Source organism: Ruegeria sp. YTSC003 (assembly GCF_059609785.1).
The window spans coordinates 1-15,204 of sequence record NZ_JBXWMK010000009.1; the positions used below are offsets into that span (position 1 = coordinate 1).

Genomic DNA, 15,204 nt, shown 5'->3' on the forward strand with positions numbered 1-15,204 from the left:
GCTTCTGCTTCTGCTTCTGCTTCTGCTTCTGCTTCTGCTTCTGCTTCTGCTTCTGCTTCTGCTTCTGCTTCTGCTTCTGCTTCTGCTTCGGAAAGGGTCTCTTCTAGCGGCTCATCCGCGTCAACGACTGTCTCATCACGCTGCGAGGTGAATTCAACCGTTTCGTCCGACTTGGGGTCTTCCACCGGCTTTTGATCGGTCTTTTTCTTACGAGCCACCGCGACGTTCCCCTTATCGAATCCAATTTCATATGAATAACAGGCCACTCTAAGTTAATCAGTGGTCTCTCCACGCTCAACCCGCATCGCGTGTTTGACAAGCTTTTTCACGGCTTTCCGCATTTTCTTGGGTGTCGGCTCTTTGGCGATCTTTAGGCGCTCATAGTCCAAAGAATAAAGGGGCTCGGCCGTGGCTTCGCTGATGGAAATCAGCCACAAAGGTGCTGTTCCGGTCCAGATTTCGGCAAATTGTCGCGCCGTTCGGGGCGAAAACAGCGGCGCGAGCACAGGTCTGTCACCGGATGCAGCCGCAGCCGCTTCGGATGTCAGCGGTAACAGGCGCTGTTGATAGACAATCTGATCGCGAACTGTCAGCCCCGATTCGGTCAGGCGTCTGGCAACATTTCCCCGCGTATGTTCACCCCTGAGATGCAGCAACGGGCTTTCAGGCCGCTGCTTCAAAAGGTAGGCCACCAGTTCTTCGGCGGTATTGCCCACCATCATTGCATCCCATCCGGCCCCTTTGGCGGTTCCAGTGGTCGCCGGACCAACACAATAGGCGGGCAGATTGGGTTTGACGCCAAGCGAAGCGGCGGCATTGACCGAGTTGGCCGAAGTAAAGATCAATCCGCGAATTCCGTCCGTTTCGACCGCAACCCTCAGGGGTCGGATTTCCAGGATTGGAGAATAGATGACGTCTATCCGTGACCTGACGCGGTCCGAAAGCTGTGCCACAAACCTTTCAGAGGCGGCGCGAGGGCGGGTCATCAACAAATACAATGGCGGGGCCTTCGGCCTTGGGATTGTTTGCGTCCGCGCAGGGTGATACCCCGCTTGAGTGTCATGATGCAACGGATCAGGCCTATGGTGCAAACACTTACCGTTCTTGGATTGGAAAGCAGCTGTGATGACACGGCCGCCGCTGTTGTGCGCCAATCCGATGGTGCGGGTGCCGAGGTTCTGTCGTCTATCGTTCACGGTCAAACCGAGCTGCACAGCGCATTTGGCGGGGTCGTACCCGAAATCGCAGCGCGGGCCCATGCCGAAAAGCTGGACATTTGCGTGGTGCAGGCATTGGAGGTCGCAGGACTGACACTGGCAGATATGGATGCGATCGCCGTCACTGCGGGTCCCGGCCTGATCGGCGGGGTCATGTCTGGCGTCATGTGCGCCAAGGGGCTGAGTGCCGCGACCGGGCTTCCCCTGATCGGCGTAAACCATCTGGCGGGTCATGCGCTGACGCCGCGCCTGACGGATAGTATCGCGTTTCCCTATCTGATGTTGTTGGTTTCAGGCGGGCACTGTCAGTATCTGATCGCGCACGGGCCGGAACAATTTACGCGACTGGGCGGAACAATAGACGATGCCCCCGGCGAGGCGTTCGACAAAACCGCCCGCCTGCTAGGCCTGTCGCAACCCGGCGGTCCTTCTGTAGAGACTGAAGCACGTTCTGGCGATCCCAAGCGTTTCCGGTTTCCCCGACCTCTGCTGGATCGGCCGGGATGTGACCTCTCCTTTTCGGGGCTGAAAACCGCGTTGATGCGGATGCGGGATCAGATTGTCGCCGAAAAGGGCGGCCTGACCCGTCAGGACCGCGCCGATCTATGTGCCGGATTTCAGCAAGCCATCGTGGATACGCTGGCCGAGAAGACCCGCCGAGCGATTGACAGGTATCTTGAGGAAAACCCAATTGATCCAGTCATTGCCGTCGCTGGCGGCGTTGCAGCCAATTCTGCCATTCGGTCTGCGTTAGAGACTGTTTGTGCCGAAAAGGACGCCCGGTTTACTGCACCGCCGCTCAACCTGTGTACCGACAATGCCGCCATGATTGCCTATGCCGGCATGGAACGGTTTCGCCTGGGTGCGCGGGATGGTCTGGACCTTACGGCGCGCCCTCGCTGGCCTTTGGACAAGACCAGTCCTGCTATGCTGGGCGGTGGCAAGAAAGGCGCCAAGGCATGAGCGTTTCCGTTCTGGGATCCGGCGCATTCGGCACAAGCCTGGCCATTTCACTGGCCGGGAACGGGCCGGTCACGCTGTGGTCTCGGGATCAGGATCAGGCCCAGCATATGCAAACAGCGCGTGAAAACACCCAGCGTTTGCCTGGCGTGGCTTTGCCTGCTGATATCACGGTGACATCGAACATCGATCAGGCGACCAAGGCTGATGTTCTGCTGATAGCTGTCCCTATGCAAAAGTTGCGCGATGCCTTGCAAGCGCAGGCCTCTGATCTGGCCGGAAAAACCTTGGTGGCGTGCTGCAAGGGTATCGAGCTATCGTCCGGGCTTGGGCCGATTTCAGTGATCCAGCAAACGATCCCGGATGCGCGACCCGCCCTGCTGACCGGGCCCAGCTTTGCCGACGACATTGCACGCGGACTGCCAACGGCGCTAACCTTGGCCTGCGCAGATGACTCGCTGAGTCTGACGCTGCAACACGACCTGACCACTGCCAACCTGCGCCTTTATCGAACCACCGACATGATTGGGGCGGAACTTGGCGGCGCGTTGAAGAACGTAATGGCCATCGGATGCGGCGCTGCAATCGGGGCCGGGTTGGGCGACAGCGCACGCGCCGCTTTAATGACACGCGGGTTTGCAGAAATGCAGCGCTTTGCGCTGATGCGCGGGGCGCGACCTGACACTCTGATGGGATTGTCTGGATTGGGGGATCTGGTCCTGACTTGTTCGTCCGAACTGTCCCGAAACTATCGCTTTGGCCTATCATTGGGTCGGAAGATCCAGTTCGACACCCACACCACTGTTGAAGGGGTCGCCACAGCGCGGGCCATGACGGAAATTGCCGCCGCCGAAGGGCTGGACATGCCAATCAGTACAACGGTGGCAGACCTTAGCAGTGGCGCCTACAGTGTGACCGAAGCTATCCGAGCCCTGCTCAACCGACCCCTGAAGGAGGAATAATATGCTGATCGCTCTCATCGCCCGTGACAAGGACGGCGCGCTGCAAACCCGGCTGGACAATCGCGCTGCCCACCTGGCCTATATTGAGGAAACGGGTGTCGTTGCGCAGGCGGGTCCCTTGCTGAACGGCGACGCAATGATCGGCTCGTTGATCATTCTGGAGGTCGAAGACATGGCCGCCGCGCAAAATTGGGCGGACAACGATCCTTATGCAAAAGCCGGGTTGTTCCAATCGGTTGACCTGATTGCGTGGAAAAAGGTCATAGGCTGATGGCGTACTGGCTGTTCAAATCCGAACCATCGACCTGGGGTTGGGACCAGCAGGTTGCAAAAGGGGATGCGGGCGAAGAATGGGACGGCGTGCGCAACTATCAGGCGCGCAATTTCATGCGCCAGATGGCGGTCGGCGACCGCGGGTTCTTCTACCACTCGCAAAAGGACAAGGCGATTGTCGGAATTGTCGAGGTCTGCGCCGAGGCGCATCCCGATAGCACCACGGATGATGAGCGTTGGGAATGCGTGGACATCAAGGCCGTGCGCCCGTTTGCAACCCCCGTCACGCTGGATCAGATCAAGGCCGACGAACGTTTGGCGGAAATGGTGCTGGTCAAAAACTCTCGCCTGTCCGTTCAGCCGGTCAGCGATGCGGAATGGCAGGTGATCTGCGATCTGGGCGGCACGCAGGCTGATTAATAACAGATTAAAGGGAAGGCCCTGACAGATGCAGAACCTTCCCTACCCCGCGTGCTCCCGACTCACCACACGCGTATGGAAATTTTGGCTCTGACCGTCCTGGTCACATGCTGACAATAGCCGATCCTTGCGGCGCAGTTCAAACGGCAAGTACCTAAAATTGGAACCGCCCGCCAAGGATCTGACGGGCGCTGCAAAAAAAGTATAGCGGGATCAGCCGTAAACAGCCTCTTTGCCGAAATGCTTTGTCAGCATGTAATACACGACGGCGCGGTATTTGTTGCGCTCGGACATACCATAGGTCTCAAGGGCCTTGTTGATCGCTTCCATCAGTTCCGGTCCGTCCGACAGGCCCAGCTTTTTGATGAGGAAGTTGTTCTTGACCGTTTCCAACTCACCTTCCTGAGTTGCCGCGACTGTCGATGCGTCGGCGTCATAAATTGCAGGGCCACAGCCGATTGTGACTTTGGTCAGCAGATCCATATCTGCGTCCATACCGCATTTGGACTTCAGGTCCTCGGCATATTTAGCGATCAGGTCGTCGCGTTTTCCCATGGTTATCTCCCGGTTGAAACTCGTTTTTGGCCTTACCAGCGCCGCAGACACGGTAACGGGAGCGGGAATTTGCACAAAGGGAAAAATTAGCGGCATTCCCCCTAAACCCTGCCGGTTTGATCTGAGGCTTGATTTTGATGGCCCTTTATTTAACAATAAAGTTAAATACAATGCTCGTTCCGGAACCAGGAGGTAACAATGCCCGTGTCGCTACCCAACGAAACTTCGCAATACAGAACCGCACGAAACACCTTGCTGTCGGCTGAGGCTGAATTGCGGGCTCAGATTGAAAATGTTGCAAAGCTGCGTCGTAGTTTGCCCAAAGGCGGGGCAATTCCGCGGGACTATGCCTTTCGATCAGACCGGGGTGCGCCGACACCGTTGTCGTCCCTGTTCGGATCACATGACACCTTGGCTATATACTCGCTTATGTACGGGCCGGATGCAGAGGCACCTTGCCCGATGTGTTCTGCCTTCCTGGACGGGTTGAATGGGCAGATCGCCCATATATCGCAGAAAATCGCCTTTGCGGTCGTGGCGCAAAACACCTGTGAAAGGCTGGCAGCGCTGAAAGCGGATATGTCGTGGGATGATCTACCGCTTTATTCTGCATTGGGCACAGACTATCAGCGCGACTATCTGGCTGAGGCCGAGGATGGAAGCCAACTGCCGATCCTGAACATCTTTCAGCGCGATGCGGACGGCATAAGCCATTTCTGGAGTTCTGAGCTGTTCTTCGAGCCCAGTGACTGGCATCCGCGGCACGTGGATGCGGCGTGGCCGCTGTGGAACATTCTGGACTTCACACCACAAGGACGCGGAGATTTCTTTCCGTCCCTGCGTTAAATACCCGCCAAGATAACCTATCGGCAATAACCCCATCCGGGACCCTGTAGATGAAAGTGGTCCGCGTGCAAGCGATTGAAATCAGGACCCAATACCACACGAAACCAATCACATGCGCCGCGCCAGATCTGGTGCAGAAATTGACCTTCAGGTCCTTCGTCGCCCCAATCGGATAGCAATGTCAGACTGCGCCCATCCGCGAATTGCAAACCAACAATATCAATGGAATCCGCCTTGGCATGGCTACTCCAACCACTGCTCTGACCCTGAGCGGTACGCATCTGGCGGCAATTGTAACTGCCCACATGCCGCAAGCGACTGACCTGCGTGCCCAAAAGATCTCTCGCAGCGGGTTGAATTATATGATGTTCCCACATGGCCAGCCGCAGAGTGGTCGCGCAACTGGTTTCGACCGCATTTACATCCGCTGTCACCAGCGCAGACAACAGGCCGCGCCCGGTGATGCCGCAATTCTCATCCACGACCAGATCATCCATCGCCTCAAAGTTCGCGCCGGCGTCGGCCAAGGCGGCGCGGCACTGTACTTCGTTCGCTAGCGCGCGATTAAGCTGAAACCGGGTGATTGGCGTGACTGGCGCGGTGACTTTCAGCTCTCGCAGGGGGTTCCAATGCGTTGGCACGGGTGTTTCCGGGTGCGCCAGCAACCACCATCCGCCCCCTCCGAACAGGATGGCGACAACGGCGATACTGAAAACAAAAGACGCCGCCGATAACAGGAATCGGCGGCGTCCGGAGTGTTTGCTCATGCGTTTTTTCGCACTCAATAACGGTAATGTTCCGGCTTGTAGGGGCCTTCGGGCTTCACGCCAATGTAAGACGCCTGCTCGTTGTCCATCTGGGTCAGCTTGACGCCGATGCGATCCAGATGCAAACGCGCGACCTTCTCATCCAGATGCTTGGGCAGGATGTAGACGTCGTTGTTATACTGGTCGCCCTTGGTGAACAGCTCGATCTGCGCCAGAACCTGGTTGGTGAACGAGGCCGACATCACGAAAGATGGGTGACCGGTCGCATTACCAAGGTTCAGCAGACGGCCTTCGGACAGAAGGATGATGCGATTGCCCGAGGGCAGTTCGATCATGTCCACCTGTTCCTTGATGTTGGTCCATTTGTGGTTCTTCAGGCTGGCCACCTGAATTTCGTTGTCAAAGTGGCCGATGTTGCCGACGATGGCCATGTCCTTCATCTCGCGCATATGCTCGATGCGGATCACGTCCTTATTGCCGGTTGTGGTGATGAAGATGTCGGCCGATGCGACTTCGTCTTCCAGCAGCGTGACTTCGAAACCGTCCATCGCGGCCTGCAGGGCACAGATCGGGTCAACTTCGGTCACTTTCACACGGGCACCAGCACCGCGCAGCGACGCGGCTGAGCCTTTGCCAACGTCACCGTAACCGCAAACCACGGCAACCTTGCCGGCCATCATAGTGTCAGTGGCGCGGCGGATGCCGTCAACCAGCGATTCCTTGCAGCCGTATTTGTTGTCAAACTTCGACTTGGTGACGCTATCGTTCACATTGATCGCCGGGAACGGCAGTTGGCCGTCTTTCACCAGTTGATACAGGCGGTTCACACCGGTGGTGGTTTCCTCAGACACGCCCTGAATCTGGTCGCGCATCTTGGTGAACCAGCCCGGGGATGCTGCCATGCGTTTGGCGATCTGCGCTTTGATGACTTCTTCTTCTTCGGACGTCGGAACAGCAATGATGTCCTCACCCGCTTCGGCACGTGCGCCCAGCAGAATGTACAATGTCGCGTCGCCGCCATCGTCCAGGATCATGTTTGGGCCTTCGTCGAACAGGAAGGATTTGTCCAGATAATCCCAGTGCTCTTCAAGCGTCTGGCCTTTGATAGCGAATACAGGAATGCCAGCCTCTGCAATTGCAGCCGCCGCATGGTCCTGGGTCGAGAAGATGTTGCACGATGCCCAGCGCACGTCCGCGCCCAGCGCGACCAGAGTTTCGATCAGAACAGCCGTCTGGATGGTCATGTGCAGCGAACCGACGATACGGGCACCCGCCAGAGGTTTGCTTTCGCCATATTCTGAACGCAGGGACATCAGGCCCGGCATCTCGGTTTCGGCAATGTCCAGCTCTTTGCGGCCAAACCCAGCCAATGAAATGTCTTTAACGATATAGTCCCCGGCCATCAGGTGCTCCATTTCCGGTAAATCATAGTCCGGGCAGCCCCTAGCATTCCTTGGGGCAGGTGGCAACGCAAATGGCCGGAAAGGGGATAAACCGTCCGTCTAAATCAACTTGGTTCACCCTTTAGTTCTATCTTTGGTATCGCTTCAAAAAAATCTGTGCCAACGGCGACAATACAACTAATGCCGTTCGCCTGGGTCACCAGAACCGTATAGCTTCCGGTTGTCTTCGAGGTCCAAACCTCCATAACTGCCCGCGCGCCGCGTGTTTTCTGCAGTCCGCCAAAGACCAGCTCTTCTGAATAGCTGCTTTGCAGTTTGGCGATCACATCCGCGCGTTGTGCGCAGCTTTTGGCGAAAGCAGGCGGCGCTGTGGCGGCCATGCCGAAGGTCAGGGTTATTGCGAATAAACGTTTGAACATAACATGCTCCTTTCGATACGCGTTTCGGTTCGAGAGGGGCACAACTGAAAGGAGTACGCCCCCCTCAGTCCATATGTCGGGATCAATACGTGCAGGTTCAAAGCACGAAAGCTCAAGAATTTGTTGGCAGCCTGTGATCCAGACAGGTACATCATAGCACAAAAGCGCGAAGTTAACGTGTCCTAGTTCACAAGGCATGGCAGAATGGCAACACAACCCAGAGCATGGCAGCGAATGCTTTCCGGCCGCAGGCTGGATTTGCTGGATCCGACGCCCGTGGATATCGAGATCGAAGATATCGCGCACGGTCTGGCCTTTGTGGCCCGTTGGAACGGCCAAACCGCAGGGGATTATGCCTATTCCGTAGCCGAGCATTCCCTTCTGGTTGAAGAGCTTTTCGGCCGAATTGCCCCCAAAGCGCCCGTGAAATGGCGGCTTGCAGCGTTGTTACACGACGCGCCGGAATATGTGATCGGAGATATGATCTCTCCGGTCAAATCCGCTGTCGGACCGGGCTATGGCGCACTGGACGATCGTTTGGCCGCGGCGATCCACATCCGGTTCGGATTACCCGCCGAGGTCCCGAAAACGGTGAAACGGCAGATCAAGAAGGCCGACAAGATCAGCGCATGGATGGAAGCGACCCAGATTTCCGGGTTTTCCGAGGATGAGGCGACAAAGTTCTTTGGTCGGCCCGATCAGACCGTGATGGAGGGCTTGCAAATAACGCTCAGACCTCCGGTTGAGGTTCGAGAAGCGTTTATGGCGCGGCATGAGGCGTTGATATCCTCGCTATAAAATACCGGTCTCATCCACTGTCGGTTCTCATCCCAAGGGAAAAGCCTGCGCAAGCCTGTACTCAACCTGCAGGATATGGGTACAGTTAAAAGCTCAACCAGTGTTTCAATCATGTAACAGAGAACCGGCAAAATCTTGCCGCGTATTGGCAGGCCTCTTTTCACAACCCATCGGATCACCCTAAAACATGCTTGTCTTCGAACGGGCAGTGAAGCTTCTTGAACAACGACATGCGCAATACGAATACGACCTGGCCGCGCTTGTCCGGCAAAACCCGAACCGCGCTTGCGGTTGGGCTCTTTAGTCTGATTTCTGCCTGCTCGCACAACCCAACCGATGTGGAACTTGATCCGGAACGTCAGTCAATGGCGTTGCGAGAGGTCTCTCAAAAACAGGCGCGGGGGCAAAGAGTATGGTGTGTTCCCTACGCACGCAGCCTCAGCGGTATCGAAATTCGCGGCAACGCAAAGGATTGGTGGGGCAAGGCGCGCAGTTCTTTTGGCCGCGGCAATGAGCCGGTCGTGGGTGCGGTGATGTCGTTTCGGGCAACCCGCGGGATGCCGCTTGGCCATGTGGCTGTCGTGTCAGATGTTGTTACCGATCGGGAAGTCATCGTGAACCACGCCAACTGGCATCGCAACAAGGTGTCCCTGAAAATGGGCGTCAAAGACGTATCCAAGCACAATGACTGGACCTTGGTTCGGGTCGAAAGCCTTCCGGGTCAATATGGCAGTTTGTACCCCGTGAACGGGTTCATTTATCCGGACTCTGGCAATCCACCTAAATGAGAGTCCTCTGAACGGTTTACCGCTCAGATCCACCCAAGTTCATTGCGTGCTATCGCGGTTTGCGGTTCGCCAAATTCCGCGTCAGGGTCATAAGGAAAAGGTGCCAATCGAGTACGCCCGCCTGTTCAGGTAAGGCGGGCGCTTATGGATCGGCATGAGGTTCTGCTGAACCAGCTTTAACCGAAGACGTAGAAACACAGCTTGTTGCCGTCCAGATCGCGAGCATAAGCACCGTAGAACCGATCAGGGACGCGCTGGCCGGGTTCTCCTTCATCTGTAGCTCCCAAGCTTATTGCCTTCTCGTAAAGCGCTTTGGCCTCATCCTTGGAGTCCGCTGCAAAAGCAACCATTCCACCGTTGCCGGTCGCGCAGGCTTCGCCATCGTAGGGTGTGCAAACGGCCAGCATCGGAGCCGACGGGTCATTTCCGATGAAGGCGATGCGACCCGCGTCGATCACAACTTTTGCGCCCTTGTCGGCAAAAAGTGTCGTGTAAAAACTCTTGGCGCGTTCCAAATCTGAAACGCCGATAGTCACATAGCCGATCATTGATTTACTCCATTGTGACGAAAGATGAATTCCCTGCCCGAACCTCGGGCAAAGTGGAACTGGTATCAAGTCACTAAACCGTCAGGACCGGCGCAATATTGCAGACTTTTCCTAGGCCATGGCATTCAAGGTATTTGGGCGGCCGGACAAGGCGGTGATGAAGGGCTTGGGGATCACGTTGCGCCCACCGACAGAGGTGCGGCGGGCGTATACGAAGCGATATGGGGAGTTGTTAGCGCTTCTTTAGGGGACATTATTATGTTTAAATCAGTCTAGATAGCTACCAATTTCATTTTGCAGATCGGCAACTCTACGAACCGTCATACGCCCCAAGCAATTAACGACCGCAGTATCGTATCCCCTGTAAATCGCACCATACAGAACATTTAACTCACAGGTCGTGTCCCGGACCTCCAACCACGCACGCTGGGAGTTTCGCAGCAATTCTTCTTGGCCGGTATACGCAGTATCATCAAGTTCACGCTCAATGATCTTCGTCTTTAACAGAACCAATTGGTAGAATTCATTCAGCACCAAGTCAGCTTGCTCGGAAAGGGCGCGAGCGCAACTTGCTCGGTGAGCTTGAAAGTGAAGGTCATAACCCTCGGCAGCGTACATGCATTCATCGAACTGGGCTTCCGCACATTGTTCAAGTTCTTCGTAAGAACACGAACCCAAGTGTATGTAGTCTTCAGCTTCGAATGCTTGCGCTGCGCCAAAACCGCCTAAAGAAAAGACCACCGATAGCATCAACTTTTTCATTAAATCGCCTTTTGCCTGTTTTGCAGACGCAATTGAAGAACCAATGCGGCAAAAGAGAGGCAAAGCCCATTTGGTCCGTATCAAACACCCGGAGTGAAACTAAGCTTTTACCGCGGACTGCGCTTCGCCAATATCCGCTGCAATGTCCGACGGTGCATGTTCAGGCGCCGTGCGGTCTCGGAAACGTTCCGGTCGCACAGCTCATAGACCCGCTGGATATGCTCCCAACGGACGCGGTCCGCACTCATGGGATTTTCTGGTGGTGGGGGCAGTTCGTCGCCCTTGGCCAGCAGCGCATTGGTGATGTCGGTGGCGTCGGCGGGTTTCGACAGGTAATCCGTGGCGCCGATCTTGACCGCAGCAACGGCGGTGGCAATCGCACCGTATCCGGTCAGGACCACAACCCGGCTGTCGGGGCGCTTTTCGCGCAAAACTTCGACCACATCCAGACCGTTGCCATCTTCGAGACGCAGGTCAACGACCGCGTAGGCGGGCGGGCGGGCGGTGGAAATGGCGCGGCCTGCGGCGACGGAACCTGCGGTTTCAACCTCGAACCCGCGTTTTTCCATCGCTTTTGCCAGACGTCTCAGAAACGGTTCGTCATCGTCCACCAAAAGCAGCGTTTTATCGGGGCCGATGTCGAGGTCAGAGCTGTCCGCCATATTCTGTTCTTTCCGCTATTTCACGCCTTTGGCTTAACCATGAGTAATAGCAGCGCCATCCCAAAGGTCAAACAACCCGTCGTTTTCTAGATTTTGTCGAGGAAACAGCCAACCTTGTGGGCCATCTGCTCGGCGGTGTCGTCCCGGTTGAAGAATTCGATGAACCCATCCTCGGGTGTGACAAGATAGGTAAAGGTCGAGTGGTCTACCAGATAGTACTCATCGCTTTTGTCATGGGCCTTGTAATAAGTTTTGTAGGCCTTGCTGGCAGCCTTAACCTGCTCAGGCGTGCCGGTCAGCGCGATGGTCTTGCCGCCCAGGTTAAAGGCATAATCGGCCATCACTTCGGCCGTATCGCGATCCGGGTCAATTGAAATGAACAAGGGTGTCACGGACTGGCCACGCTCGGCCAGAATGTCCACAGCCTCGGCATTGCGGGACATATCGAACGGGCAGACGTCGGGGCAGAAGGTATAGCCGAAATACACCAGCGTCGGCTCGGTGATCACATCGGTGTCGGTGACTGTTTCGCCCTTGCCGTTGAGCAGTTCAAAAGGCCCGCCGATGGCCGCCGTCCCGCCAGCAATCTGACTGGTCCGGCATTGTGCGAACTTGTCATCTGATCCGGCACCGCGCGTCAACAGCCACATGGCCCCCAGGCCCACGGCAAGAACAACGGTTGCGAGGATGGCGTAAAGACGGACCATGACATCAATCCTGACATAAGAGGGGTTGTTGATCGTTTCGGCCGGGACACCTATCAAGAAGTTCAGCCGATGCAACAGGACATAATCGACCGATGGCAAATTCCAACATCACATTATGGCGCGGTCAGGAACGCAGCAGCTGGATTCGGCTACGCACACTGATCTTGTTGCGCTGGGTGGCCATTTTCGGCCAGATCACGGCGATCACCGTCGCGCAGCAAACTTATGACATCCAGCTGGACGCAACGCTTTGCTATCTGGCGATTGGCGTCTCGGTCATGGGGAATCTGACTGCAATTCTGCTGTTTCCCCGCAACAAGCGCCTGTCCGAGTTCGAAAACTTCCTGATGGTACTGTTCGACCTGCTGCAGCTGACCATTTTGCTTTACCTTACAGGCGGGCTGAACAACCCGTTTGCGCTGTTGCTGGTGGGGCCTGTCACGATTTCCGCGAGCGTCATGAGCACCCGGTCAACCCTGATAATCGGCGGCGTTGCCATTGCCTTGACAACACTTCTGGCCGAATTCCACATGCCTTTGCGCACCGCATTGGGGGCAGAACTGGACATCCCAGATATTCTACTGTTCGGAAACTGGGCCGCAATCGTCATCGCAATTGTCTTTCTGGGCGCGTATTCGCATCGCGTCAGCTCAGAGGTACAATCTATGTCCGAAGCGCTGGCCGCCACCCATATGGCGCTTGCACGCGAACAGAAGCTGACCGATCTAGGCGGCGTGGTCGCCGCCGCCGCGCATGAGCTGGGCACGCCACTGGCAACGATCAAACTGGCGAGCTCCGAGTTGATTGACGAATTGGATGACCGGCCCGACCTTATCGAGGACGCCGCCCTGATCCGCGAACAGGCGAACCGTTGCCGCGATATCCTGCGAGACATGGGCCGGGCGGGCAAAGACGACCTGCATCTGCGTCAAGCCCCGCTTTCTACCGTGGTGCATGAAGCTGCCGAGCCGCATATCAACCGAGGCAAGACCGTTCATTTCTTCGAAGGCCCGGCCGAGGATGGCGATGTGCAGCAGCCCTCGATCCTGCGCAAGCCCGAGATCATTCACGGCCTGCGCAACCTGATCCAGAACGCGGTGGATTTTTCGCGCGGAAATGTCTGGGTCGAGGCGGAATGGTCCACCAAACAGATCACCGTCAGCATCATGGATGACGGTCGTGGATATCCGTCGCAGATGATCGGCCGGATCGGCGATCCCTTCATGCGCCGCCGCCGCAGTGAGACCGATAAAAGGACCCGTCCGGAATATGAAGGCATGGGTCTGGGTCTTTTCATTGCCAAAACGCTGCTTGAACGCAGCGGAGCAGAGCTGGATTTCGCCAACGGATCGGACCCTTACCAAACCCTGTCGGATAACCCCGAACGTCGGGGCGCGATCGTCAAAGTGAGCTGGCCGCGTAACCTTGTGGATGCGCAAACCGGTGATACGCCTGTGCCTTCAGGTGTAAACCAACGGTTCCAAACCTGACCTGATACTGGCGAACATTGGTTAAGACCCCGTTAACCATTAAGGCGCATAGTACCGCTTCTTGGTTTCGCGCACCGGAGGGCGCATGGTCGACTGGATCATTCTGGCCATCATCGGCATTGTTTCAGCAAGTCTTGCCGTTCAGTGGCTGTTGCCCCGCAGGCGGGAACGGGGGGACAATTTTGGGCTGTCCTCACCTGCCTCCTTGTTTGATGCGGCATTCCTGTTTGATGGTGACCGGCTTATCAGTCACTCGGACATCGCGTTGGAAGGGTTCGAGCAGGTCCGTGATTGGGCCGATCTGTGCCGGCTGCTGCACAGGGATTTTCCAACATTCCCCGAAACACCTGATCAGGTCCGGCGTGAAGGCAACCTGGTCATCCCGGCCATCGATTGCACCGTTGAACGCGATGTTCTGTGCGAATGGATAGACGGAATTGTACGCGTTCAGCTGCGCGACCGCACCGATTGTCCCTCGATAACTCAAATCGCATCAAATGATCCAAACCGCCTTGCCATGGAAAAAGCGCCCTACCCTGTCTGGCTGTTGGATCATCAGGGCGATGTGCGCTGGTGCAATGCTGCTTATGTTTCGCTGGTGCGCAAAGTACGGGATCAGGACACGGACCTGACCGCACCATTGTTTCCGGTCCCCGATGCCGACCAACGGCTAAGCGCAAAGGCGCGGGTCTCAATTTCCTCCGAGTTCAGTGAAAACAAGCTGTGGTTCGATCTGACGTTGGTAGATCACCCCGAAGGGCACTTGTCTTATGCCGTGGACATCAACGCGATCGTCGAGGCGGAGGTGGCGCAGCGCAAATTCGTTCAGACCATGACCAAGACCTTTGCGCAATTGCCCATCGGGCTGGCTATTTTTGACCGCAACCGCCAGCTGGCGTTGTTCAACCCAGCCCTGATCGACCTGACCACCCTGCCTCCGGATTTCCTAAGCTGCCGCCCCAGCCTGTCCAGCTTTTTCGATCGCCTGCGGGATCAGCACATGATGCCCGAGCCCAAGAATTACCGCAGCTGGCGCAGTCAGATGAACGACCTTCTCGAAGCGGCGGAGGACGGGAACTACCAAGAGACTTGGTCCCTGCCCTCCGGCTCGGTTTATTCGGTCAGTGGACGTCCGCACCCGGATGGAGCGGTTGCCTTTTTGTTTGAGGACATCACTGCCGAGATCACTCTGACCCGTCGATTCCGGTCAGAAATGGATTTGATGCAATCCATTCTGGACAAACTGGCCGACGCCATCGCGGTCTTCAGTGACGATGGTACACTGGCTTTCACCAATTTCGCCTACCAACAGCTTTGGGGTGATACAGGCGACACAGGCTTTGACGCGGACTCCGTTCTTGAAGTGACCAAAAGCTGGCAGGAGAATTGCACTGCAACGCCGATCCTTGGCGAAATTCGCGATTTTGTGGAGGCGCGGGAAAATCGCGCGGAATGGTCAGGCGTGATCTATCTGCGAAACGGTATTCAAGTGTTGTGCACGGTCAGCCCGATGCAGAACGGGGCCACCATTGTTCGTTTCTCGGTGGATCGGGATGCGCTGATGCGGCAAGAGGCGCAGCAAATCAGCGCCTGAACCGGGTTGCAGCCAACCGGGCGCAAGGCCATT

General features: G+C 56.4%; 18 protein-coding genes and 1 pseudogene. 9 read left to right on the plus strand and 10 right to left on the minus strand.

Going from position 1 to position 15,204, the window contains the following annotated elements:
- Together AC2FFH_RS16235 and AC2FFH_RS16240 are read right to left on the minus strand one after the other, a co-directional pair.
- A pseudogene (locus tag AC2FFH_RS16235) lies at positions 1 to 218 on the minus strand (hypothetical protein); the annotation flags it as partial.
- 54 nt (positions 219 to 272) lie between these two features.
- Positions 273 to 986 carry a uroporphyrinogen-III synthase gene (locus tag AC2FFH_RS16240; RefSeq protein ID WP_496766087.1) on the minus strand — a complete coding sequence of 238 codons (714 nt, stop codon included), beginning with the start codon at positions 984 to 986 and terminating at the stop codon, positions 273 to 275.
- 96 nt (positions 987 to 1,082) lie between these two features.
- Here AC2FFH_RS16240 and tsaD point away from each other — a divergent pair, with 96 nt between their 5' ends.
- The 4 genes from tsaD to AC2FFH_RS16260 are packed head-to-tail and all read left to right on the plus strand — an operon-like array spanning position 1,083 to position 3,832.
- Positions 1,083 to 2,180 carry a tRNA (adenosine(37)-N6)-threonylcarbamoyltransferase complex transferase subunit TsaD gene (tsaD, locus tag AC2FFH_RS16245; RefSeq protein WP_496844811.1) on the plus strand — a complete coding sequence of 366 codons (1,098 nt, stop codon included), beginning with the start codon at positions 1,083 to 1,085 and terminating at the stop codon, positions 2,178 to 2,180.
- Complete coding sequence (locus tag AC2FFH_RS16250; protein ID WP_496844813.1) at positions 2,177 to 3,139, plus strand: NAD(P)H-dependent glycerol-3-phosphate dehydrogenase; 963 nt, start codon at positions 2,177 to 2,179, stop codon at positions 3,137 to 3,139. Before tsaD ends, AC2FFH_RS16250 begins: the two co-directional genes overlap by 4 nt.
- A gap of 1 nt (position 3,140) precedes the next feature.
- Positions 3,141 to 3,410: a YciI family protein gene (locus tag AC2FFH_RS16255; protein WP_496736545.1), complete on the plus strand. Its 270-nt coding sequence runs from the start codon at positions 3,141 to 3,143 to the stop codon at positions 3,408 to 3,410.
- On the plus strand, positions 3,410 to 3,832 hold the full coding sequence (locus tag AC2FFH_RS16260; RefSeq protein ID WP_496844814.1) for an EVE domain-containing protein: 423 nt from the start codon (positions 3,410 to 3,412) through the stop codon (positions 3,830 to 3,832). The genes AC2FFH_RS16255 and AC2FFH_RS16260 overlap by 1 nt, the downstream gene beginning before the upstream one ends.
- Positions 3,833 to 4,045: 213 nt before the next feature.
- On the opposite strand, the gene AC2FFH_RS16265 is transcribed toward AC2FFH_RS16260, so the two are convergent.
- Positions 4,046 to 4,387: a DUF2853 family protein gene (locus AC2FFH_RS16265; protein ID WP_282153670.1), complete on the minus strand. Its 342-nt coding sequence runs from the start codon at positions 4,385 to 4,387 to the stop codon at positions 4,046 to 4,048.
- 198 nt (positions 4,388 to 4,585) lie between these two features.
- Here AC2FFH_RS16265 and AC2FFH_RS16270 point away from each other — a divergent pair, with 198 nt between their 5' ends.
- On the plus strand, positions 4,586 to 5,233 hold the full coding sequence (locus AC2FFH_RS16270) for a DUF899 family protein (protein ID WP_496766079.1): 648 nt from the start codon (positions 4,586 to 4,588) through the stop codon (positions 5,231 to 5,233).
- Positions 5,234 to 5,250: 17 nt separating this feature from the next.
- On the opposite strand, the gene AC2FFH_RS16275 is transcribed toward AC2FFH_RS16270, so the two are convergent.
- The 3 genes from AC2FFH_RS16275 to AC2FFH_RS16285 form a co-directional block, all read right to left on the minus strand.
- Positions 5,251 to 6,000 carry an extensin-like domain-containing protein gene (locus AC2FFH_RS16275; RefSeq protein ID WP_496766077.1) on the minus strand — a complete coding sequence of 250 codons (750 nt, stop codon included), beginning with the start codon at positions 5,998 to 6,000 and terminating at the stop codon, positions 5,251 to 5,253.
- A gap of 14 nt (positions 6,001 to 6,014) precedes the next feature.
- The gene (gene ahcY, locus AC2FFH_RS16280; RefSeq protein ID WP_496766075.1) at positions 6,015 to 7,403 is read right to left on the minus strand and encodes an adenosylhomocysteinase; all 1,389 of its coding nucleotides are present in this window, start codon (positions 7,401 to 7,403) and stop codon (positions 6,015 to 6,017) included.
- 104 nt (positions 7,404 to 7,507) lie between these two features.
- Entirely contained in the window at positions 7,508 to 7,822 is a 315-nt protein-coding gene (locus AC2FFH_RS16285) for a hypothetical protein (protein ID WP_496766073.1), read from the minus strand.
- A 204-nt stretch (positions 7,823 to 8,026) separates the two neighbouring features.
- On the opposite strand from AC2FFH_RS16285, the gene AC2FFH_RS16290 reads away from it, so the two are divergent.
- Positions 8,027 to 8,620, plus strand: coding sequence for an HD domain-containing protein (locus tag AC2FFH_RS16290; protein ID WP_496844815.1), 594 nt, complete (start codon positions 8,027 to 8,029; stop codon positions 8,618 to 8,620).
- A 230-nt stretch (positions 8,621 to 8,850) separates the two neighbouring features.
- Positions 8,851 to 9,408 (plus strand): CHAP domain-containing protein, encoded by a 558-nt coding sequence (locus tag AC2FFH_RS16295; RefSeq protein ID WP_496766069.1) that lies wholly within the window; start codon positions 8,851 to 8,853, stop codon positions 9,406 to 9,408.
- Between the two features lie 176 nt (positions 9,409 to 9,584).
- On the opposite strand, the gene AC2FFH_RS16300 is transcribed toward AC2FFH_RS16295, so the two are convergent.
- The 4 genes from AC2FFH_RS16300 to AC2FFH_RS16315 all read right to left on the minus strand — a co-directional run bounded on the left by AC2FFH_RS16300 (position 9,585) and on the right by AC2FFH_RS16315 (position 12,087).
- On the minus strand, positions 9,585 to 9,956 hold the full coding sequence (locus AC2FFH_RS16300; RefSeq protein WP_480794865.1) for a VOC family protein: 372 nt from the start codon (positions 9,954 to 9,956) through the stop codon (positions 9,585 to 9,587).
- Positions 9,957 to 10,223: 267 nt separating this feature from the next.
- Positions 10,224 to 10,718, minus strand: a complete 495-nt coding sequence (locus tag AC2FFH_RS16305) for a lysozyme inhibitor LprI family protein (protein WP_496766065.1) — start codon at positions 10,716 to 10,718, stop codon at positions 10,224 to 10,226.
- A gap of 107 nt (positions 10,719 to 10,825) precedes the next feature.
- Positions 10,826 to 11,380: an ActR/PrrA/RegA family redox response regulator transcription factor gene (locus AC2FFH_RS16310; RefSeq protein WP_058275167.1), complete on the minus strand. Its 555-nt coding sequence runs from the start codon at positions 11,378 to 11,380 to the stop codon at positions 10,826 to 10,828.
- Positions 11,381 to 11,466: 86 nt separating this feature from the next.
- Complete coding sequence (locus tag AC2FFH_RS16315) at positions 11,467 to 12,087, minus strand: SCO family protein (protein ID WP_496739296.1); 621 nt, start codon at positions 12,085 to 12,087, stop codon at positions 11,467 to 11,469.
- A gap of 92 nt (positions 12,088 to 12,179) precedes the next feature.
- On the opposite strand from AC2FFH_RS16315, the gene regB reads away from it, so the two are divergent.
- Complete coding sequence (gene regB / locus AC2FFH_RS16320; RefSeq protein WP_496844816.1) at positions 12,180 to 13,577, plus strand: sensor histidine kinase RegB; 1,398 nt, start codon at positions 12,180 to 12,182, stop codon at positions 13,575 to 13,577.
- A gap of 85 nt (positions 13,578 to 13,662) precedes the next feature.
- Positions 13,663 to 15,171 carry a PAS-domain containing protein gene (locus AC2FFH_RS16325; protein WP_496844817.1) on the plus strand — a complete coding sequence of 503 codons (1,509 nt, stop codon included), beginning with the start codon at positions 13,663 to 13,665 and terminating at the stop codon, positions 15,169 to 15,171.
- Positions 15,172 to 15,204 lie beyond the last annotated feature (33 nt).